The sequence below is a fragment of the Rhodoferax sp. EU05-FHT12H12 genome (assembly GCF_058791215.1).
This window is the reverse complement of record NZ_JBYTDI010000001.1, coordinates 382,168-401,077: the sequence shown is the minus strand read 5'-3', so window position 1 is coordinate 401,077 and position 18,910 is coordinate 382,168. Positions and strand designations below refer to the sequence as shown.

18 protein-coding genes are annotated in these 18,910 nt (G+C 64.1%); 10 read left to right on the top strand and 8 right to left on the bottom strand.

Translation table 11 applies throughout. The features are described 5' to 3' along the window. Positions 1 to 6: 6 nt before the first annotated feature. Complete coding sequence (locus AC3WS7_RS01875; RefSeq protein WP_492655181.1) at positions 7 to 963, bottom strand: histone deacetylase family protein; 957 nt, start codon at positions 961 to 963, stop codon at positions 7 to 9. Positions 964 to 1,044: 81 nt separating this feature from the next. On the opposite strand from AC3WS7_RS01875, the gene AC3WS7_RS01870 reads away from it, so the two are divergent. Further along, positions 1,045 to 1,206 carry a hypothetical protein gene (locus tag AC3WS7_RS01870; protein WP_296466206.1) on the top strand — a complete coding sequence of 54 codons (162 nt, stop codon included), beginning with the start codon at positions 1,045 to 1,047 and terminating at the stop codon, positions 1,204 to 1,206. Between the two features lie 127 nt (positions 1,207 to 1,333). Here AC3WS7_RS01870 and AC3WS7_RS01865 read toward each other — a convergent pair whose 3' ends face one another. Then, entirely contained in the window at positions 1,334 to 1,843 is a 510-nt protein-coding gene (locus AC3WS7_RS01865) for a DUF1993 domain-containing protein (protein WP_492655180.1), read from the bottom strand. A gap of 137 nt (positions 1,844 to 1,980) precedes the next feature. Between AC3WS7_RS01865 and AC3WS7_RS01860 the strand changes: the two genes are divergently transcribed. Then, positions 1,981 to 3,120, top strand: a complete 1,140-nt coding sequence (locus AC3WS7_RS01860; RefSeq protein WP_296466200.1) for an HD-GYP domain-containing protein — start codon at positions 1,981 to 1,983, stop codon at positions 3,118 to 3,120. On the opposite strand, the gene AC3WS7_RS01855 is transcribed toward AC3WS7_RS01860, so the two are convergent. Genes AC3WS7_RS01855 through AC3WS7_RS01845 form a run of 3 tightly spaced genes read right to left on the bottom strand, consistent with a single transcriptional unit; the run spans position 3,117 to position 6,481 of the window. Beyond that, positions 3,117 to 4,325 (bottom strand): methyltransferase, encoded by a 1,209-nt coding sequence (locus AC3WS7_RS01855; protein ID WP_492655179.1) that lies wholly within the window; start codon positions 4,323 to 4,325, stop codon positions 3,117 to 3,119. The genes AC3WS7_RS01860 and AC3WS7_RS01855 overlap by 4 nt on opposite strands. A gap of 14 nt (positions 4,326 to 4,339) precedes the next feature. Next, positions 4,340 to 5,704, bottom strand: a complete 1,365-nt coding sequence (gorA, locus tag AC3WS7_RS01850) for a glutathione-disulfide reductase (protein WP_492655178.1) — start codon at positions 5,702 to 5,704, stop codon at positions 4,340 to 4,342. Positions 5,705 to 5,740: 36 nt separating this feature from the next. Beyond that, positions 5,741 to 6,481, bottom strand: a complete 741-nt coding sequence (locus tag AC3WS7_RS01845; RefSeq protein ID WP_296466191.1) for a substrate-binding periplasmic protein — start codon at positions 6,479 to 6,481, stop codon at positions 5,741 to 5,743. A 122-nt stretch (positions 6,482 to 6,603) separates the two neighbouring features. On the opposite strand from AC3WS7_RS01845, the gene AC3WS7_RS01840 reads away from it, so the two are divergent. From AC3WS7_RS01840 to AC3WS7_RS01820, 5 genes are all read left to right on the top strand, one after another. Further along, on the top strand, positions 6,604 to 7,260 hold the full coding sequence (locus AC3WS7_RS01840) for an FxDxF family PEP-CTERM protein (RefSeq protein WP_492655177.1): 657 nt from the start codon (positions 6,604 to 6,606) through the stop codon (positions 7,258 to 7,260). A gap of 156 nt (positions 7,261 to 7,416) precedes the next feature. Next, positions 7,417 to 9,840, top strand: coding sequence for a Tex family protein (locus AC3WS7_RS01835; protein ID WP_492655176.1), 2,424 nt, complete (start codon positions 7,417 to 7,419; stop codon positions 9,838 to 9,840). A gap of 134 nt (positions 9,841 to 9,974) precedes the next feature. Then, on the top strand, positions 9,975 to 10,781 hold the full coding sequence (locus AC3WS7_RS01830) for an HDOD domain-containing protein (protein WP_492655175.1): 807 nt from the start codon (positions 9,975 to 9,977) through the stop codon (positions 10,779 to 10,781). A gap of 80 nt (positions 10,782 to 10,861) precedes the next feature. After that, positions 10,862 to 12,019 carry a phospholipase gene (locus AC3WS7_RS01825; RefSeq protein WP_492655174.1) on the top strand — a complete coding sequence of 386 codons (1,158 nt, stop codon included), beginning with the start codon at positions 10,862 to 10,864 and terminating at the stop codon, positions 12,017 to 12,019. Further along, entirely contained in the window at positions 12,016 to 13,017 is a 1,002-nt protein-coding gene (locus tag AC3WS7_RS01820; protein WP_492655173.1) for an alpha/beta hydrolase, read from the top strand. The genes AC3WS7_RS01825 and AC3WS7_RS01820 overlap by 4 nt, the downstream gene beginning before the upstream one ends. Positions 13,018 to 13,137: 120 nt before the next feature. Here the strand turns inward: AC3WS7_RS01820 and gbd are convergent, their stop codons facing one another. Then, a complete protein-coding gene (gene gbd, locus AC3WS7_RS01815; RefSeq protein ID WP_296466172.1) occupies positions 13,138 to 14,274 on the bottom strand; it encodes a 4-hydroxybutyrate dehydrogenase in 1,137 nt (378 codons plus the stop codon). A 54-nt stretch (positions 14,275 to 14,328) separates the two neighbouring features. On the opposite strand from gbd, the gene AC3WS7_RS01810 reads away from it, so the two are divergent. Together AC3WS7_RS01810 and AC3WS7_RS01805 are read left to right on the top strand one after the other, a co-directional pair. Next, positions 14,329 to 15,321, top strand: a complete 993-nt coding sequence (locus AC3WS7_RS01810; RefSeq protein WP_492655172.1) for an alpha/beta hydrolase — start codon at positions 14,329 to 14,331, stop codon at positions 15,319 to 15,321. Positions 15,322 to 15,334: 13 nt separating this feature from the next. Continuing rightward, on the top strand, positions 15,335 to 16,201 hold the full coding sequence (locus tag AC3WS7_RS01805; RefSeq protein WP_492655171.1) for a YbgC/FadM family acyl-CoA thioesterase: 867 nt from the start codon (positions 15,335 to 15,337) through the stop codon (positions 16,199 to 16,201). Positions 16,202 to 16,204: 3 nt separating this feature from the next. On the opposite strand, the gene AC3WS7_RS01800 is transcribed toward AC3WS7_RS01805, so the two are convergent. Together AC3WS7_RS01800 and ygfZ are read right to left on the bottom strand one after the other, a co-directional pair. Continuing rightward, on the bottom strand, positions 16,205 to 16,840 hold the full coding sequence (locus AC3WS7_RS01800) for a protein phosphatase CheZ (RefSeq protein WP_296466167.1): 636 nt from the start codon (positions 16,838 to 16,840) through the stop codon (positions 16,205 to 16,207). 93 nt (positions 16,841 to 16,933) lie between these two features. Then, positions 16,934 to 17,869 carry a CAF17-like 4Fe-4S cluster assembly/insertion protein YgfZ gene (ygfZ, locus tag AC3WS7_RS01795; RefSeq protein WP_492655170.1) on the bottom strand — a complete coding sequence of 312 codons (936 nt, stop codon included), beginning with the start codon at positions 17,867 to 17,869 and terminating at the stop codon, positions 16,934 to 16,936. Between the two features lie 46 nt (positions 17,870 to 17,915). Here ygfZ and mltG point away from each other — a divergent pair, with 46 nt between their 5' ends. Next, the gene (gene mltG, locus AC3WS7_RS01790) at positions 17,916 to 18,899 is read left to right on the top strand and encodes an endolytic transglycosylase MltG (protein ID WP_296466162.1); all 984 of its coding nucleotides are present in this window, start codon (positions 17,916 to 17,918) and stop codon (positions 18,897 to 18,899) included. The last annotated feature ends 11 nt before the right edge of the window (positions 18,900 to 18,910 follow it).

Below are 18,910 nucleotides of genomic sequence, written 5' to 3'. Positions count from 1 at the left end.
CGGCCCTCAGGCCGCCCGCGCGGCATCCGCCTGCCAGCGCCGCCAATAGTCCAGTGCCACGGCATAGGTCGTGCGTTGCACCTGCACGGTGTCCTCGATGTTCACCCCGTAGCCGCCCGCCATGGTGAACACCAGCGGAATGCGGCGCTGCCAGCACCACGCCATCACACGCCGGTCGCGCGCCTCCAGGCCATCGGCCGTGATCTTGAGGCGCCCCAGGCGGTCGCCCTCGTGCGGGTCGGCACCGGCCAGGTAAAACACCACACCGGGCTGGCACTGGCCGTCCAGCGTGAGCAGGGCTTGCTCCAGGGCGGCCAGGTAGTCGGCGTCCCCACAGCCATCGGGCAGCGGCACATCCAGGTCACCCGCCTCTTTGCGAAACGGAAAGTTCTTGTCCCCATGCAGCGACAGCGTGAACACACTGGCGTCGTTGCGAAAGATATGCGCGGTGCCATTGCCCTGGTGCACGTCCAGGTCAATCACCGCCACCTGCAGGGCAGGGCGGTGGCGGCCGTCGACCAGGCGGGTACGGCCCCATTCGGCCTGCAGCACACGTGCGGCCACGGCCACGTCGTTGAACACACAAAAGCCGCCCCCCTTGTCGGCATAGGCGTGGTGGGTTCCGCCGGCCAGGTTGGCCGCCAAACCTTCGTTCAACGCCACGCGGGCTGCGGCCACGGTGGCGCCCACGCTGCGGCGGGCGCGCTCTGCCATGGCCGGGCTCCAGGGGAAACCAATCTCGCGCAGCACCGCGGGCGCGGCCGTACCCTCCAGAATCGCGTCGATGTAGGCCTGTGTGTGCACCAGCGCCAGTTCGCCACGCGTGGCGGCCGGCGCCTCGGTCAAGCGCACGGCGGGCAGGTGCGCCGCCAACTGGTCGCGCAGCATGCGGTACTTGGCCATGGGGAAGCGATGGCCTTCGGGCAAGGGGAGTACAAACTGGTCGGAATAGAAGGCCTGCATGCGGGGATTGTGGCAAACGGCAAAGGCCTTCAAAAAAAGTGAGAAAATACGCGTTTTCACACCAACCAACAGGATAGTTCCATGGGCAACAAAATCGTTACCGAAGCCGACCGCAAAGCCACTCCCGCCCCCAAGCCCCTGCCTGGCTACACCCTGCCCACCGGCGGCCGCGGCCAACGCATCAGCCTGGAGCGTGGTGTTGCTACCCGCAGCAAAAAGAACCCCGGCAAGCGTCACAGCTAAGCCCTGACACCCTGCACAGGGTGTCCCCATGCAAAAGGCCCTCAAACGAGGGCCTTTTTACTTTTAGGCATCAAAAGTGGCTGTAGCCCGCATGGATGCTGCGTGAGCAGCTACTGAATGCATAGCATTATTTGACACCCATGTAGTCTTTCTTGCCCACTTCCACACCGTTGTGGCGCAGCAGCGCGTAGGCGGTGGTCACGTGGAAGAAGAACTGGGGAATGGCGTAGTGCAGCAGGTAGGTGGAGGCGTCAAAGCGGCGCTCGCGCGGGGTGCCGGCCTGGATCACGATTTCGCGGCTGTGGGCTTGCTCAAACAGCTGGGCATCCAGGCCATCGATAAAGCTCACCACCGTGGCAATGCGGGTTTGCAGCTCGGCAAAGGTGAGTTCGGTGTCGGGCATCACCGGCACGTCCACACCGGCCAGGCGCGCGGCGGCACCTTTGGCAAAGTCGCTGGCAATCATGACCTGGCGCAGCAGCGGGAACATGTCGGGGTACAGGCGCGCCTGCAGCAGGGCGTTGGGGTCGATCTTCTTGGCGGTGGCATGTTCCTCGGCCTTGTGCAGCACGCCGCTCAGGGCTTGCAGCATCTGCTTGAAAACGGGGATGGAGGCGGTGTAGAGGGCGTCGGTCACGGGAAAAATTCTCAAACATGAAGGGAGGCCGAGCCTAACAAGCTTTGCGTTTTTCTGCCCGCTGGTGGGCTTTCGTGCTTGTCAGACTCGGTGTTTCTCTGCATCATGGGCCGCACGACAACTCCCCAGCTGACGCGATGAATACTCCACGGCTTCAGCAACTCTCTGCACACGCAGGCTTTTCTGCCGGCAACCTGACCGAACAATTACGCACCGTGCACGCAGTCGTGTGCTCACGCTATCCCGCCATAGACCGTGTGGCCTTGGCAACTTACTCCCCAGATACCGACGAATTGCAAACCTTTGTGAGCAGCAACCTGGACGGGGTCAAACTCTCCCATTACCAGGCGAAGCTGGCGGAGGTTCCATCGCTGATGGTGCTGGCACAAAACCGCCAGTGCCGGGTGGTGGATGACATAGCCGATAACTTTCAGTCACACCGCGCGCACACCGATTGGCTCAAGGAGCGCGACTACCACTCCAGCTTCACGGTGCCGGTGTTCCACGGCGATCACCTGGCCGCCTTTTTGTTCTTTGACTCCAAAATCCCCCAGGCTTTTGATGCAGACACCACGGCGTTTCTGGAGGTGTTTGCCAATCTGATTTCGCAGCTCTACCTGTTGCAGCTGCAAGTGGTGCACAGTTTGGTGGGCACGGTGAACTTGGCCAGCGGCTTGGCCCGTATTCGCGACCTGGAGACGGGGCAACACCTGGAGCGCATGGCGGCTTATTCCCAGTTGATGGCGCGCAGTTTGGCGCCACAACACGGCCTGGACGACGAGTTTGTGGAATACGTGCATTTGTTTGCCCCTTTGCACGACATTGGCAAAGTGGGAATTCCAGACAAAGTCTTGCTCAAACCCGGCAAGCTTGATGCCGACGAGTGGGTGACCATGCGCCGCCATGTGGAGATTGGCGAATCGATCATCGCCCAAATGGCACAAGAGATGAACCTGGGCACCAGCCTGGCCACCGAAGTCATGCGCAACATTGTTGCCGGCCACCATGAACGGGGCGACGGTTCTGGCTACCCGCGCGGCCTGCACATGGCAGACATCCCGATGGAGGCCCGCATTGTGGCGGTGGCCGATGTCTACGATGCCTTGTCCAACCGCAGACCGTACAAAGAGCCCTGGACCGAAGAGGCCATTGCCACCGAGTTGTCCAAAGAGGTGGCGCTGGGCCGCCTCGATGGCGATTGTGTGCACGCGCTCATGTCCGCGGCCACGGAGCGCCACGCCATCCAGGTGCGCCTGGCAGACCGACCCGCAGCTTAGTGCAGGGCGCCCAAGCGCCACAAGGAGGTGACCTCTGCCGCACGCGCTGCGTGCAAGGCGTCAGTGCCCTCCGTGGCCTTGGGGTGCAGGGGCTTGGCATCATGCCGGCCCAGCACCTGCAGCCCGGCTGCGGCAAAGGCGGCCAGCAGCTCCTCGCGGCTGCGCAGACCCAGGTGCTCGGCCAGGTCCGACAGGATCAACCAGCCTTCGCCACCCGGCGCCAGGTGGGCCACCAGGCCATTCAGAAAACCCAGCAGCATCTGGCTGTTTTCGTCGTACACCGCGTATTCAATGGGCGAGCTGGGCCGCGCCGGCAGCCACGGCGGGTTGCACACCACCAGCGAGGCCAGCCCTTCGGGGAACAGGTTGGCCTGCAACAGGGTGACCTGGGCCGCCACGCCCAGTTGGTCCAGATTGGCCCGGGCGCAGGCCAGGGCACGCGGGTCCTGGTCGGTGGCCACCACGGTGGCCACATCGCGCCGCGCCAGCACGGCCGACAACACGCCAGTGCCGGTGCCGATGTCAAACGCCACCAGAGTGGCCCCCAGTGCCAGTGCGGCGGGCAGCAGCACCGGCAGCGGGGTGGTGGCTACCAGGTCCACATACTCGCCGCGCACGGGGGAGAACACGCCGTAGTGGGGATGGATGCGGTTGTTGGGCGCCGCGCCCAGTGCGGGTATCTCCACGCCCTTTTTGCGCCACTCGTGTGCGCTAGTCATGCCCAGCAGGTCGCGCAGTGTGGCCACACAGGCGCCATCGGCGGCGGCCACCGGGCCCCAGGCCTCGGTACAGGCCTGGCGTGCATCGGGCGCGCGGCGCAGCGGAATGCTGTAGTCGGCATTAAAAGGCAGCAGCACCATGGCCAGCACGCGGGCCCGCTGCGACTGGGCCTGGCGGTGCAGGTTGAAGCCCTCGGCCGCCGAGGCGGGCGGTTTGTGGAGGGCCGCGCCCTTGGCCGCGCGTTGTTTGCGCTGCGGGGTCTTGTCAATGCGCCGGGCCAGTGCCTGCAGCAGCTGGCGGGCATTTTGGAAATCGCCGCGCCAGAGCAGGGCGGTGCCTTCGCAGGCCAGGTGGTAGGCGTCATCGGCCGTGGTGGTGTCGTCGGCCAGCACCACGCGTTTGGGGGGCGCGGCACCGCGCTCGGAGCGCCACAGCGCAGAACAGGCCTGGCCCGCTTCGGTCCAGTGGATATGGGAGGGCTGCATGGGGAGAGGAGGCCTTAGAGGTTGTGGCGCACGGCTGGCGTGCGCATGGTGACCAGCTCTTCAGCGGCCGTGGGGTGGACCGCGAGCGTAGCATCCAGCGCGGCCTTGGTCGCTTGCAGTTGCAGGGCCACGCCCACCAGTTGGGCCATTTCGCCCGTGTCCGGTCCTACGGCATGGAAGCCCAACACGCGGTCGGTGTCGCGGTCCACCAGCAGTTTGAGCAGCATCTTGCCCGTGTGGCCGGACAACGTGGCCTTCAGCGGGCGAAACACGGCACGGTACACGTCCAGTCGTGGGTGACTTTTCAAGGCTTGCTCCTCGGTCAGCCCCACCACGCCAGCCTCGGGTGTGGTGAACACCGCCGTGGGTACCAGCGTGTGGTCCACACGGCGCGGGGTGCTGCCAAACACGGTGTCGGCAAAGGCATGGCCCTCGCGGATGGCCATGGGCGTAAGGTTGACGCGGTTGGTCACATCGCCCACGGCATAGATGTTGGGCACCGTGGTCTGGCTGAAGTCGTCGACGGGGATGGCACCCTGGGCGTCCAGCGTGATGCCCACGCCCTCCAGGCCCTGGCCCTGGGTGTTGGGCCCTCGGCCCAGTGCGCGCAGCACGCAGTCGGTGGCCAGGGTGTCGCCGTTGTCCAGGTGCACCTGCAACGCATCGCCTACGCGGGCAATGGTCTGCACTTCGCGGCCAAAGCGGAACTGCAGGCCGCTGTGGGCCATTTCTGTCGCCAAGTGCTGGCGCAGTTCGTCATCAAAGCCGCGCAGGATCTGCTCACCACGCACCACCACCGTCACGTCTGCCCCCAGCAAATGCAGCACACAGGCCAGCTCCAGCGCGATATAGCCCGCACCTTGCACCACCACGCGCCGGGGCAGGGTGGGCAGGTCAAAGAAGCCATTGGAGTCAATCGCCAATTCATGGCCCGGAATGTCAGGACCCCGCGCCGGCTGTGCGCCGCTTGCTATCAAAATGTGTTTGGCCTGAAAGCGCTGGCCATTCGGCAGGATCACCGTGTGGCGATCCAGCAGGGTCGCCCGGCCTTCCAGAATCTGCACACCGGCGTTCAGCAGGTTGCTGCGGTAAATGCCTTCCAGGCGCGCCACCTCGGCGTCACGCCGGGTCTTGAGCGTGGCCCAGTCAAAGCGGGGCGCATCCACCAGCCAGCCAAAACCGGCAGCCTCTTCAAACTCCTGCGCAAAGCGCGAGGCATAGACCATCAGCTTTTTGGGTACGCAGCCGCGGATCACGCAGGTGCCGCCCATGCGGTATTCCTCGGCGAGCGCCACGCGCGCACCGTGGTTGGCAGCAATGCGCGCTGCGCGCACGCCGCCGGAGCCGCCCCCGATGACGATCAGATCAAACTGCTCCATAGGTTCCCTCGTGTGGGCTGCGGTGCCGATGCTGGATTACAACTGACCCGCGTACTTCTTCAGAATGGCGTCGTACACGCCGTTGGCCTGGATGGTTTTGAGGCCCGCGTTGAAACGGTCGCGGATGACCGAGTCCTTGAACACCGCCTTGCGCGGGTTGGGCGGGAAAATGGGGTGGATGGTGACGGGTTGACTCACATCCACCTTGGGGCCCAGTTGGGTGCTGAAATAGCGGAAGATGCGCCGGTCGCCTACCACCACATCCACACGTTGGGTGTAGAGCAGGTTGTTCTGGATGATTTGCTGCGGGTACTCTTTGTACTGGGAGTGGTTGAGCACCAGGGTCTTGAAACGCTCACCCAAAATCACTTCGGCATTCTGGAAAGCTGCCACCGAATGGTTGGCCAGGTCTTCGACCCGTTTGATCTGCAGATTGCGCGAACTCAGCGTGATGGCCACGTTCTGGTAGACGATGTAGGGGTCGGAAAAGTAGTCGTTGCCGCCTATGCCCTCGTCAACGGTCAGCAGCACGTCCAGCTGACCGGCCCGGTGCATGGCCAAGGCCCGTGCCGGTGGAAACTGCAGCCCCACCATCCGGTAGCCCCCAGCGGCCAGGGCCTGCTCGGCAATCTCCACCTCCAGGCCCTCCTTGCCAGACTCCAGCACGTAGGGCGGTTTGGTCAGGCCAAAACCCACCCGCAATTCCACGGCACCCGCGCTACCCAGTGCCAGCAAGTAGCAACAGGCACTGACGATCAGGGTGTGGAACCAAGGCATGGTCTGCAGTTTACGCGCCTCCGCAGAAAGACTAGTCCGAACGGGCTATTGAGAAATCCGGACCGCAGCCCAGAATGAACCAAGAGTTGTAAGCGTATGTAAACCACCCCGAGGAGAATGGCATGAACATGAGGTACACGCTGCTGGCCGCAGCTGGGCTGATGCTGGCAAACGCCGCACACGCCGGCCTGTCTTTTGTGCAGATTGCATCGAACCCGGTCGTTGCCAGAACTGAGGTTTTTGACGGTATTGCAGGCCTCAACGCCATGGCTGTCGGCACATCGGTGACGCTGGGCAAGCTGGTGTCAGACCAAGCGGGTACCGTCACTTTCACCTATTTGGGGCAAGAATCCAGCTATCTGGACAGTTTCAGCATGTACCTGGGCGGCCCTGGGCAGACTTTGCTGGAAAGCCAAGCCGTGGGCAGCGCGGTGTCCGCCTCCATCGGCCCCGGCGACCTGAACTTCTGGTTCGAAGGCATCAGCGGGAAATTTGCCTACAACGGCGGAAGCTGGGACTCCGGAACCTCGATCGGCCTGATCACGGGGGCCACGGGCGCCAAGTCCGGCAACTACCAGTTCATCCTGGGCTACAACGACTCTGCGGGCTCCTCCAAGCTGGGCGACTGGGACGATTTTGTGGTGGGCGTCACCTTTGTCTCCGCCGTGCCAGAGCCAGAGACCTACGCCATGATGCTGCTGGGCCTGGGGGCTGTGGGGGTCTTGGCGCGCCGTCGCAAAGCAGCCCAAACCAGCGCATCCCGGGCGTCCCAGGCATAAGTCCTGCGGGCCCTCGCACCCAAGGCCCCGGGGGACGGGGGCAGCTTGGTCGCCAAATACAAGGCGGGGCAATGGCTGTGGCAAACTCTCGCCCTTAATTCAGCAGCCTGCTGCCCCGCGCAGCCGTCCCATCTCTGTCAGCGTTAGCCCGTCCCCATGCAGAAAATCATCGCGCAGATCGCGCAAGAAATCCAGGTTCGTCCCCAGCAAGTCGAGGCCGCCGTGGCCCTGCTGGACGAAGGTGCCACCGTCCCGTTTATTGCCCGCTACCGCAAGGAAGTGACCGGCGGGCTGGACGACATCCAGCTGCGCGAGCTGGAAACCCGCCTCTCTTACCTGCGCGAGCTGGCCGACCGCAAGGAAGCGGTGTGCAAAGCCATTGACGAGCAGGGCAAGCTCACACCCGTGTTGATGGCCGCCATCCACAACGCTGCCACCAAGCAGGAAGTGGAAGACATCTACCTGCCCTTCAAGCTCAAGCGCCGTACCAAGGGCCAGTTGGCCCGGGAAGCCGGACTGGAGCCGCTGGCCGACGCCTTGTTTGCCGACCCCACGCTGGTGCCCGCCGAGGCAGCACTGGCCTACCTCAAGCCGCCACTGACGCCGGAACAGATTGCCGACAAGCAACCCGATTTCTCCACCGTGTTCGCCGTGCTGGACGGTGTGCGCGATTTGCTGTCCGAGCGCTGGGCCGAAGATCCGGTGCTGGTGCAGGACCTGCGCGCCTGGCTGTGGAACGAGGGCCTGCTGCAAAGCAAGCTGGCCGAAGGCAAGGACGAGAACAACGCCGACGTGTCCAAGTTCCGCGACTACTTCGACTACGACGAACCGATTGGCCGGGTACCGAGCCACCGTGCGCTGGCCGTGTTCCGGGGCCGTGCGCTGGACATTCTGGATGCCAAACTGGTACTTCCCGAGTCAAATATGCCTCCAGCCCCCGTGGCTTCTGTGTCAGCAGCTCCTAAAAAGATAGCGCCCCCCGCAATCTCCCTGGCCGAAGGCCGCATCGCCCTGAAGCTGGGCTGGAGCCACCAGGGCCGCGCGGCGGACGACCTGATCCGCAAATGCGTGGGCTGGACCTGGAAAGTGAAGCTCAGCCTGTCCACCGAACGCGACCTGTTTGCCCGCCTGCGCGAAGATGCCGAGAAAGTGGCGATCAAGGTGTTTGCAGACAACTTGCGTGACCTGTTGCTGGCCGCCCCGGCCGGCCCGCGCGTGGTGCTGGGCCTGGACCCTGGCATCCGCACCGGGGTGAAGGTGGCCGTGGTGGATGCCACCGGCAAACTGGTCGATACCACCACCGTATTCCCCCACGAGCCGCGCAAAGACTGGGAAGGCTCGCTGCACACCTTGGGCAAGCTGTGCGCCAAGCACGGCGTCAACCTCATCGCCATTGGCAACGGCACTGCCAGCCGCGAGACCGACAAGCTGGCGGGCGACCTGATCAAGTTGCTCGGCAAAATGAGCGCGCAGGCCGGGGCTCCCGAGCTGAAGATTGAAAAGGTGGTGGTGTCCGAAGCTGGGGCTTCGGTCTACTCCGCCAGCGAATTTGCGTCGCAAGAGATGCCCGATGTGGACGTCAGCCTGCGCGGTGCGGCATCGATTGCCCGCCGCCTGCAAGACCCGCTGGCCGAGCTGGTGAAGATCGACCCCAAGAGCATTGGCGTGGGCCAGTACCAGCACGATGTGAACCAGAGCGAGCTGGCCAAAACGCTGGACGCGGTGGTGGAAGACTGCGTGAACTCGGTGGGCGTGGACCTGAACACGGCCAGCGTGCCGCTGCTCTCCCGCGTGTCTGGCCTGTCCGGCACCGTGGCCAAGGCGGTGGTGCGCTGGCGCGAAGCCAATGGCGCCTTCGGCAGCCGCCAGGACCTGATGAAGGTCACCGGCCTGGGCGCCAAGACCTTCGAGCAGAGCGCTGGATTTTTGCGCATTCGCGGCGGCAGCAACCCGCTGGACATGACCGGTGTGCACCCCGAAACCTACCCCGTGATCGAACAGATCATCGCCAAGACCGGCAAGCCGGTGGCCGAGATCATGGGCCGCGCCGACATGCTCAAGACCTTGCGCCCCGAGCTGTTTGCCAACGAGCAGTTCGGTGTCATCACCGTCAAGGACATCTTCACCGAACTGGAAAAACCCGGCCGCGACCCGCGCCCGGACTTCAAGGTGGCGCGTTTCAACGACGGCGTGGAAGACATCGCCGACCTGAAGGAAGGCATGATTTTGGAAGGCACGGTGAGCAACGTGGCCCAGTTCGGCGCCTTCATTGACTTGGGCGTGCACCAGGACGGCCTGGTGCATGTGAGCCAGTTGGCGCACAAGTTTGTCAACGACGCGCGCGAGGTGGTGAAGACCGGCGACATCGTCAAGGTGCAGGTGCAAGAGGTGGACGTGGCGCGCAAGCGCATCAGCCTGACCATGAAGATTGGTGCCGCACCCGCGGGCAGCAAAGACCGGGCAGGGGACAACCGCTACCAGGGGCCCGCACGGGGTGAGCGCCAGCAAGGCAGCTACCGCGACAACGCCCCCTCGGGCAACTCCGCCATGGCCTCGGCGTTTGCCAAGCTCAAGCGCTAGACCGGCCCCGCAAGGGCCCAGTGGCCTCCATTGCGAAACCCCGCGGCTGCGGGGTTTCGCTTTTGTGACGCAGGCGGCCGCGCAGGGATAGATAATCGGCACATCCCCAAAAGTTGGTTGAGGAGACCGTGGCCATGAAACTCAGTGCATTGCTGGAGCAGCAGTTCAATCTGCCCAGCATCCCCAAAGTGGTGGCACTGCTGCTCAGTGAGCTGGAACGTCCGGAAATTGACCTCAAGAAGGTGACCCAACTCATCAGCACCGACCCGGCGCTGACCACCCGGCTGCTGCAACTGGGCAACTCCCCGTCTTTTCAACTCTCGGGCCGCATCAGCAGCGTCTCGGAGGCACTGGCCCTGCTGGACTTGAACCAGGTGCGCACCATGGCGCAGGCCGCGGCCACCGGAGCGTCGCTCAAGGCGGTGCCAGGCATCCAGCTACAGCAGTTCTGGGACTACAGCCTGAATGTGGCGCGGGTCTCGCGCTCGCTGGCAGGGGTGGTACGGCTGAACCAGCAGGCCGCCTTTACCTGCGGGCTGATCCATGCCGTGGGCGAACTGGCCATGCACCTGGCCATGCCCGACATCACCGCGGCGCTGGACGAAGACGTGCACCCGCTAGGCATGAACCGGGCCACGCAGGAGCGCAAGCTGCTGGGCTACTGCTACGCCAGTGTGGGCGCAGGCTACGCCCGCATGTGGCATTTTCCGCAGCCCATGGTGGATGCGCTGGAGCACCAGTACGCCCCCTTTGAGAACCATGTCTACGAGCCGCTGGCCGGGGTGATTCACCTGGCAGCCTGGCGCGCCCGCGGCAAAGAGGCCAAGCTCACCCAGCGTGGCCTGGCGGTCACCTTTCCCGGCTCCGTGGGTCTGGCCCTCGGGCTGGATATCGACATGGTGCTGCAACAAGACCCGTTTGACTGGGCAGCGTATACATGAGGCCCTCGCGCCTTGGGGCGGCCCGGCGGCACTCAAGCCTGGTCCACCGGTCAACAGGTGTTTTTCGATTGAATTCTTAGATGCAGGCACTTCACATATACGCGGGCCCCAAAGCCCGGGCGGCGCTGACTGCCCACGGGCTGCAGCCCGAACACATTCGCACAATCCCAGGCGCAGCCGGGGGACCCAAGGGCCTGATCCTCGGGCCGCTGGATCGCTTTATTTTTGGCGACTGGCTCACGCGCTCGCAGCAACCGGTGGATCTGGTGGGCGCCTCCATTGGCGCATGGCGCATGGCCAGCGCCTGCCTGAACGACCCGGCCGCCGCGTTTGCGCGGCTGGAGCACGACTACATCCACCAGCACTACGAATTGGCGCCAGGCCAAAAGCGCGTGCGTGCAGAGCAGGTGAGTGAAACCTTTGGCCAAAGCCTGCAAGCCTTTTATGGTGGCCGGGTGCCCGAGGTGCTGCAACACCCGCGTTACCGGCTGCACATCGTGACCTCGCGCGGGCGCCACCTGCTGCACACCGAGCACAGCCTGCGCACGCCACTGGGCTATTTGGGTGCCTTTTTGACCAACACCGTGCACCGCCGGGCCATGGGCGCCTGGCTGGAGCGGGTGGTGTTTTCCAGCCCACATGCGGCATCGGGCGGCTTGTGTGCCCCCTTGCCCTTTGCCACGGGGGACTACCGCACGCGCCAGGTGGCGCTGAGCGAAGCCAACTTCAAGCCCGCCCTGCAGGCGAGCTGCTCGATCCCCTTTGTGCTCAAAGCCATCCACAACATCCCCGGCGCCCCACAGGGCGCCTACTGGGACGGCGGCATCACCGATTACCACCTGCACCTGAACTACCCCGGCGCCAGGGATGCTATAAAAACAGGAGCTACTCGCGCAGAATCCACGGGGGCCAGAGGCACATTTGATGCAAAAGGACTGGTCCTGTACCCCCACTTCCAGAAAAGCGTGGTGCCGGGGTGGCTGGACAAGGGACTGAAGTGGCGCCACGGCTCCACCGCATTTCTGGACACCATGGTGCTGCTGGCGCCCAACCCCGAATGGGTGAAAACTTTACCGAACAGCAAACTTCCAGACCGAACAGACTTTACGCACTATGGCAATGATCTGGCAGGACGGGTGAAGGCGTGGACAGCCGCCACCCGCGCGAGCCAGCAGATGGTGGACGAGTTCATCGCCTGGCTGGACAAGCCCGACATGAACCTGGTACGCCCTCTATGAACCCTCCTGCTGCGAGTCACTTTGCCTTTGCCCTGATAGCTGCGCTGGTACTGACCGGCAGTGCAGCCTCGGCCGGCCCCTTGCTGGAACGCCTCAAGGAGCGACGGGCGGCCCAGGCGGAAACCCGCCCCGGCGAACCGGGCCCCGCAGGCAGGGAGCAAGCGCTGGACAACCCCTATGGGGACCACCATGCGACCCAGCAGACCGCACACCGCAAGGTACTGCGTGACGTGCCCTACGGCAGCGATGCGAAGCAGCGCATGGACGTTTACCTGCCTGCCCAGGCCCTGGCGCCGGGCCTGGCCCCCGTCATTTTCATGGTGCACGGCGGCGCGTGGCGCGTGGGGGACAAGCGCATGGGCAATGTGGTGGACAACAAAACGGCGCGCTGGTTGCCCAAGGGCATTGTGTTTGTCTCCATCAACAACCGTTTGCTGCCCGACGCCGATCCGCTGGACCAGGTGCACGACGTGGCCCAGGCTCTGGCCTTCGCCCAAACCCGGGCAGCCAGTTGGGGCGCGGATCCGCAGCAGTTTGTCCTCATGGGGCATTCAGCGGGCGCGCATTTGGTGGCCTTGCTGGCGGCTTCTTCCACGCTGGGCAACGAGGCGGGTACCAAACCCTGGCTGGGCACCGTGGCGCTGGACAGTGCGGCACTGGATGTCGCACCCATCATGCAAGGCAAACACTACAAACTTTACGACCCCGCGTTTGGCACCGACCCCGCCTTCTGGCGGGCAGTCTCCCCGCTGCAGCAGTTGCAAGCAGGGGCCAAACCGTTGCTGGCGGTGTGCTCCAGCCGTCGCACCGAGTCCTGCGACCAGGCGCGCGCTTTTGCAGCCCATGCCAGCCAGCTGCAAGTGCGAGCCCAGGTGCTGCCGCAAGACCTGAGCCACGGGGATATCAACGAACAGTTGGGACTGCCCGGCGACTACACCGCCGCGGTGGAAGGATTTTTGTCCAGCCTGTCACCCGCGCTGGCCAGTCGGCTGCGCTAGGCCAGAACGCCAAGACCTGCGTACGCAGCCGCCCAGCTGGCATATGGGCGGGAGCAGGCGTGGGTAGGTGCCTTGGCTATGCCATGTCTGGAAAGAAAATGCAGCGCGCTGCGGCCCCCCTCAGAGTGAGGCGTACAACAGACCGCGGTACTCGTCCGCCGTGGCAATGCGTGGATTGGTCTTGTGGCAATGGTCGGCCAGGGCGCCCGTGATGATCTGGTCGAACTGCGAAGCATCCACGCCCATGGCAGCCAGGCCGGTCGGAAGCCCCAGGCGGGCGTTCATGTCCTTGATGGCTTCTCCCATGTCGCTGGCGGAACCCAGGCCCATGGCGTGGGCCATGCGCTGCAGGCGCTTGTCCCTCTGGACCGATTCCGCCTGCGCGTTGAAGGCCACCACGGCAGGCAAAAACATGGCATTAAGCGTGCCGTGGTGCAGGCGCGGGTCCACACCACCCAGGCTGTGGCTCAGCGAATGCACGCACCCCAGCCCTTTCTGGAATGCCATGGCACCCTGCATGCTGGCGCTCATGAGTTGGGTGCGGGCTTCCACATCGCTGCCGGTCTGGGTGGCGCGGGCAATATGGGCCCAGGCGCGCTCCAGGCCGTCCAGCGCAATGCCATCGGCCGGCGGGTTGAACGCGGGGGCCATGAAGGTTTCCATGCAGTGCGCAATCGCATCCATGCCGGTGGCGGCGGTCAGCTTGGGTGGCAGGCCCAGGGTGAGCTCGGGGTCACAAATGGCGGTCTTGGGTACCAGGTGCCAGCTGTGAAAGCCCAGCTTGCGGTGGTCGTCCACGATGAGGATGGCGCCGCGTGCTACCTCGCTGCCGGTGCCACTGGTGGTGGGCACGGCGATGATCGGGGCCACGCGATCCGTGATGCGCACCGAGCCGCCTTCAATGGTGGCGTAGTGGGTGAGGGGGCCTTCGTGCGTGGCGGCGATGGCCACGCCTTTGGCGCAGTCGATGGCTGAGCCGCCGCCCACGGCAATGAGCCCGTCGCAGCCCTTGGCCACGTACATCGCCGCTGCAGCGCGCACGGCAGCTTCGGTGGGGTTAGAGGGCGTCTGGTCAAAGACTTCGACAGTCAGGCCGGGCAGGGCATCGAGTGCTTTTTGCACAATGCCGGCGGCCTTCACGCCCTGGTCCGTCACGATCAGGGGGCGGGTGATGCCCACACGCTCGCACTCTTGCCGGAGCAGGCGCACGGCACCACACTCAAACTGGATCTGGGTTACGTAGTAGATGAAGGCCATACGTGCTCCACGTGTAGGATTGAAAAAAACACTGTAGCAAGAAGCCACGTTCCCATGAGTCACCACCATGACCGCCACGCCAACCCGCGTGCCCTGTTGACCCCCGCCATGCGCAGCGTGGTGGACCGCATCGCCCGCGCCGGCCACGTGCCCATGCATGCCCTGAGCCCCGACCAGGCGCGCGCTGCCTACGCTGCCGGTGCCCATGTGCTGGAGCTCCCCACCCAGAAGCTGCCGCGAGTGGAGGACTTTACGGTCACTGCGCGCGATGGTTTTGCCATTCCGGTGCGCCACTACGCGCCTGCCGCGGGCAAGTTGCCTGTGTTGCTGTATTTTCACGGCGGCGGCTTTACCGTGGGCAGTGTCACCACCCACGACGGCCTGTGCCGACGCCTGGCCCACCTGGGCCATTGCGCGGTGCTCTCGGTGGACTATCGGCTGGCGCCCGACAGCAAATTCCCCACTGCCCACAACGATGCCTGGGACGTGGTGCAGTGGGTTGCACGTGAAGGTGCCTCACGCCAGTTGGAGGCCACCCGCATGGCCCTGGGGGGTGACAGCGCGGGCGGTACCCTGGCCGCGGCCTGCGCCATCGAGGCACGCAACGTGGGAATGCCGCTGGCCTTGCAGCTGCTGTTCTACCCCGGCTGTGCCGGCCACCAGGACACGCCCTCGCACCGCACCTTTGCTGCGGGTTTTGTGATTGAGGAGCCGCATATCACCTACTTCTTCGAGCAATACATCCGTACCCCGGACGACCGCAACGACTGGCGCTTTGCCCCGCTGGATGGCAAGGGGCCGGACGGATACGAGGTCGATCTGGGCGGCGTAGCGCCCGCCTGGGTGGGCCTGGCGGAATGTGATCCACTGGTAGACGAGGGCGTGGCCTACGCCGACCGCCTGCGCATGGCCGGCGTACCGGTGGACCTGGAGATCTACCGCGGCATGGTCCACGAATTCATCAAGATGGGCCGTGCCATTCCCGAAGCTGCCACCGCACATGCCGATGCAGCGCGGGCACTGCGCCAAGCTTTTTCCATTTCCTGAACGACACACCACCATGCACCTGCAACGCTCTGATTTCCGTTTCTTCCACCCCCTGCGCGTGCGCTGGGCCGAGGTGGACATGCAACACATCGTGTTCAACGCCCATTACCTGATGTATCTGGATACTGCCATGGGCGACTACTGGCGCGCGCTGGCCATGCCTTACCAGGAGAGCATGGCGCTGCTGGGCGGCGACATGTATGTGAAGAAATCCACGCTGGAGTACCACGCCTCAGCCCGCTACGACGACATGCTGCACATTGGCCTGCGCTGCGCGCGCGTGGGCAACTCGTCCATGGTGTTTGAAGGCGGCATTTTTCGGGGCGATACGCTGCTGGTGTCTGGCGAGCTGCTGTATGTGTTTGCCGACCCTGTCAGCCAGACCTCGCGCCCCGTGCCCGAGGCTTTGCGCCAGGCGTTTACCGCGCAGACGGCTGGGCAGGCCTTGACCCACACAGCCGTCGGGGACTGGCACACCTGGGGTGCTCGCATTGCACCTTTGCGCCGCGCGGTGTTTGTGGAAGAGCAGGCTATTTCCGAGCAGTTGGTGTGGGATGAAGCCGACGCCGACGCGGTCCACGCGCTGGTGCACAACGCACTGGGCCAGGTGGTGGCCAGTGGCCGCATGCTGGTGCATGCACCAGGGGTGGCCCGCATTGGGCGCATGGCAAGCCACCGGGTGCTGCGGGGTTCGGGACTGGGCTTGCAGGTGCTGCGCGCCCTGATGGCGGCAGCGCGTGCGCGTGGTGACACCGAGGTGATGCTGCATGCCCAATGCAGCGCAGAGGGTTTTTATGCCCGGGAGGGTTTTGTGCCGTGCGGCCCGGTATTTGTGGAAGCCGGCATCGCGCACCAAGAGATGGTACGGACTTTGGCGTGAAGACTAAAAGCCCAGCGAGGCCAACAAGTCGTCCACATCGTCCTGCTTGAGGGCGCTGTCGGCCGTTTGGGGGCCTTCAAGCACATGGTTGTCCACAGTCACCGGCTCGGTGCCGCTGCTCCGAGCAGCACTGGAAGGCGCGGCGGGTGAGCTGTCGACCAGCAGTTGCACCAACTGCATTTCGGTGCGGGTGATGATGTCTATGACCTTCTTGATCACCTGACCCGAAAGGTCCTGAAAATCCTGCGCCATCATGATGTCGCTGAGCACCGCGCCCTGGCCATCGGCAAACTTTGCGGTGCTTTGGGCAAACTTGCCACAGACCACCATCAGGCCGCGGGCCTTGTCCACACTCATGTCGGAGGAGGCCGCCAAGCGGGCCAGCGATTCGCCCAGTTCCACGCCACGGGTGGCCAAGTCATCGCACTCGGGTTTGGCAGTTTCCACCAAGGTCAGAACCTTGTTGGCCGCGTCTTCGGTCATCTTGCCAACATAGGCCAATCGGTCACGGGCATTCGGGATTTCCTCGACGATGGCGCTCAACTGGTTTCCGCCTAGCACCGTCAATGCCTCATGCATTTCGCGGGTAATAGCGCCCAGTCGGGCAAATGCTTCTTCTTTGCTAAGCGGCGTTGACATAAAAAAACAATCCCTTCCCGACGCGTTATATGGCGTGTTTATTATGAGTCCAGCCGCCGGCCCCGTGGCGTCAACTCGCAGAAAAACAGCGCTTTATATGTCTTCGAGCAAAAGATAGGGCAGGGGAAGCAGCTGCAACTCGGAATCTGCGGCAAGCAGAGGCCCAGTTTCCAGTGCCGCCAGTTGCAAGGACACGATGGCATCCATGCCGCCGCCAGGGGCCCTGGCCGCCTGTACCACCGTGCCCACGGGTTGGCTCGTGTCTGTTGGGGTGAAAATTTCTTGGCCGACTTGTAGCTCTCCGGCGCTGTGTACTACAAACGCTCGGCGCTTGAGCGTGCCGCGGAACTGGCTGCGCGCCACCACTTCCTGGCCGGGGTAGCAGCCCTTCTTGAAGCTCACGCCCCCCACCGACTCGTAATTCAGCATCTGTGGGACAAAGGCCTCGAACACCGGTTGGCTCAGGGTCGCGACGCCGCTGCGTACCTCGCTCCACAGCCAGGTCTCCAGCGCCAAGGCCTCGCCCTGCGGTACTGCGGTACCCACTGGCGCCACCCAGAGCTGCCGTGGTGTGCCATCCGCCGGGTACAGCTGGACCACGGATTCAGCATCAAAATCAGCCTTAGCCCATGCCACACCTGCGCTAGCAGCTACATTTTTTGTAGCATCCCCAAGCAATCCGTAGATAGAAAAACGTTCGCTGGCATCGCTGAGTTTGGCCTTGGCACGCATCACGAACATGGACAGGCGCTTGAGCGTGGGGGCCAACAAATCTCTGCTGCACACCAACAGGATGTCACCGGCCGGGCGTTTGAACCCAATGAAGCTGGCCTGCATGCGGCCCTTGGCCGAGCAAAACGCGGCCAACCGTGCGCTGCCCAGGTCCAACAGCGCAAAGTCGTGCGTCAGCTGGCCGTGGATGAATTTGGCGGCGTCTTCGCCTTCGATCTGGATCACGCCCAAGTGGTCCAGGCGGGCCACACCATTGAGGGTGGCAAGAGGTGAGGTGGAGGAGGGCTGCATGCTCATGGCTGAATTATCATTCCGCTTTTGATGACTGACGGGAAGTAGGGCTGTGCGCTTGTTTTTTGCTGCGGTGCTACTCACCGCTTTGGGGTTGCTGGGGGCGGGCTATGTCTGGGTACAGTCGCCGCTGGCGCTCAGCGCGCCGGTTGTGGATGTGTCCATTGCACCGGGGGCCAGCGCCCGCCAGGTGGCCAATGCGCTGACACAGGCCGGCGTGCAGGCCAACCCCAGCCTGCTGTACGGGTGGTTCCGGCTTTCAGGCCAGTCCCGCGCGATCCAGGCCGGTAGCTATGAAATAGAAGCAGGCAGCACGCCCCACAGCCTGCTGCGCAAGCTGGTTGAGGGCGACCAGGCCCTGCGCACGGTGACGCTGGTCGAGGGCTGGAACTTCAGGCAAGTGCGCGAGGCCTTGCGCAAGGCTGCGCATTTGCAATCCGAAACTACCAGCCTGTCCAGCCAGGCACTTATGGCCCAGTTGGGCCGCCCCGGGGTGCATCCGGAAGGCCGCTTTTTCCCTGATACCTATACCTATGCCAAAGGCTCCAGCGACTTGGCGGTCCTGCAGCGCGCACTGCGCGCCATGGACCAGCAGTTGGAGGCGGCATGGTCGTTACGCAACCCGCAGGTCCCACTCAAAACGCCGGAGGATGCCTTGGTACTGGCCAGCATCATCGAGAAGGAAACCGGCAAAACCAGCGACCAGCCCCTGATTTCGGCGGTGTTTAATAACCGCCTCCTGATTGGCATGCGCCTGCAGACTGACCCTACCGTCATCTACGGGCTGGGTGAGTCGTTTGATGGCAATTTGCGCCGCGCTGATCTGCTAGCGGACACGGCATACAACACCTACACCCGAGAGGGGCTGCCCCCAAGCCCAATTTCCATGCCGGGCAAAGCGGCGCTACTGGCAGCCGTGCAGCCCGCAGCCAGCAAGGCTTTGTACTTCGTGGCGCGCGGCGACGGCAGCAGCGAGTTCAGCGAGTCGCTGGACGCGCACAATAGGGCAGTCAACAAATACCAGCGCGGCCAGTAGCGCCAGACGCA

Bases quoted from the DNA above. Each gene is read 5' to 3' on its own strand.
- AC3WS7_RS01830 (WP_492655175.1), top strand. From the start codon at position 9,975: ATGAAACTCAGTGCATTGCTGGAGCAGCAGTTCAATCTGCCCAGCATC.
- AC3WS7_RS01875 (WP_492655181.1), bottom strand. From the start codon at position 963: ATGCAGGCCTTCTATTCCGACCAGTTTGTACTCCCCTTGCCCGAAGGC.
- gorA (WP_492655178.1), bottom strand. From the start codon at position 5,704: ATGGAGCAGTTTGATCTGATCGTCATCGGGGGCGGCTCCGGCGGCGTG.
- AC3WS7_RS01860 (WP_296466200.1), top strand. From the start codon at position 1,981: ATGAATACTCCACGGCTTCAGCAACTCTCTGCACACGCAGGCTTTTCT.
- AC3WS7_RS01810 (WP_492655172.1), top strand. From the start codon at position 14,329: ATGAGTCACCACCATGACCGCCACGCCAACCCGCGTGCCCTGTTGACC.
- ygfZ (WP_492655170.1), bottom strand. From the start codon at position 17,869: ATGAGCATGCAGCCCTCCTCCACCTCACCTCTTGCCACCCTCAATGGT.
- AC3WS7_RS01820 (WP_492655173.1), top strand. From the start codon at position 12,016: ATGAACCCTCCTGCTGCGAGTCACTTTGCCTTTGCCCTGATAGCTGCG.
- AC3WS7_RS01835 (WP_492655176.1), top strand. From the start codon at position 7,417: ATGCAGAAAATCATCGCGCAGATCGCGCAAGAAATCCAGGTTCGTCCC.
- AC3WS7_RS01800 (WP_296466167.1), bottom strand. From the start codon at position 16,840: ATGTCAACGCCGCTTAGCAAAGAAGAAGCATTTGCCCGACTGGGCGCT.
- AC3WS7_RS01825 (WP_492655174.1), top strand. From the start codon at position 10,862: ATGCAGGCACTTCACATATACGCGGGCCCCAAAGCCCGGGCGGCGCTG.
- AC3WS7_RS01805 (WP_492655171.1), top strand. From the start codon at position 15,335: ATGCACCTGCAACGCTCTGATTTCCGTTTCTTCCACCCCCTGCGCGTG.
- AC3WS7_RS01855 (WP_492655179.1), bottom strand. From the start codon at position 4,325: ATGCAGCCCTCCCATATCCACTGGACCGAAGCGGGCCAGGCCTGTTCT.
- AC3WS7_RS01840 (WP_492655177.1), top strand. From the start codon at position 6,604: ATGAACATGAGGTACACGCTGCTGGCCGCAGCTGGGCTGATGCTGGCA.
- gbd (WP_296466172.1), bottom strand. From the start codon at position 14,274: ATGGCCTTCATCTACTACGTAACCCAGATCCAGTTTGAGTGTGGTGCC.
- AC3WS7_RS01870 (WP_296466206.1), top strand. From the start codon at position 1,045: ATGGGCAACAAAATCGTTACCGAAGCCGACCGCAAAGCCACTCCCGCC.
- AC3WS7_RS01845 (WP_296466191.1), bottom strand. From the start codon at position 6,481: ATGCCTTGGTTCCACACCCTGATCGTCAGTGCCTGTTGCTACTTGCTG.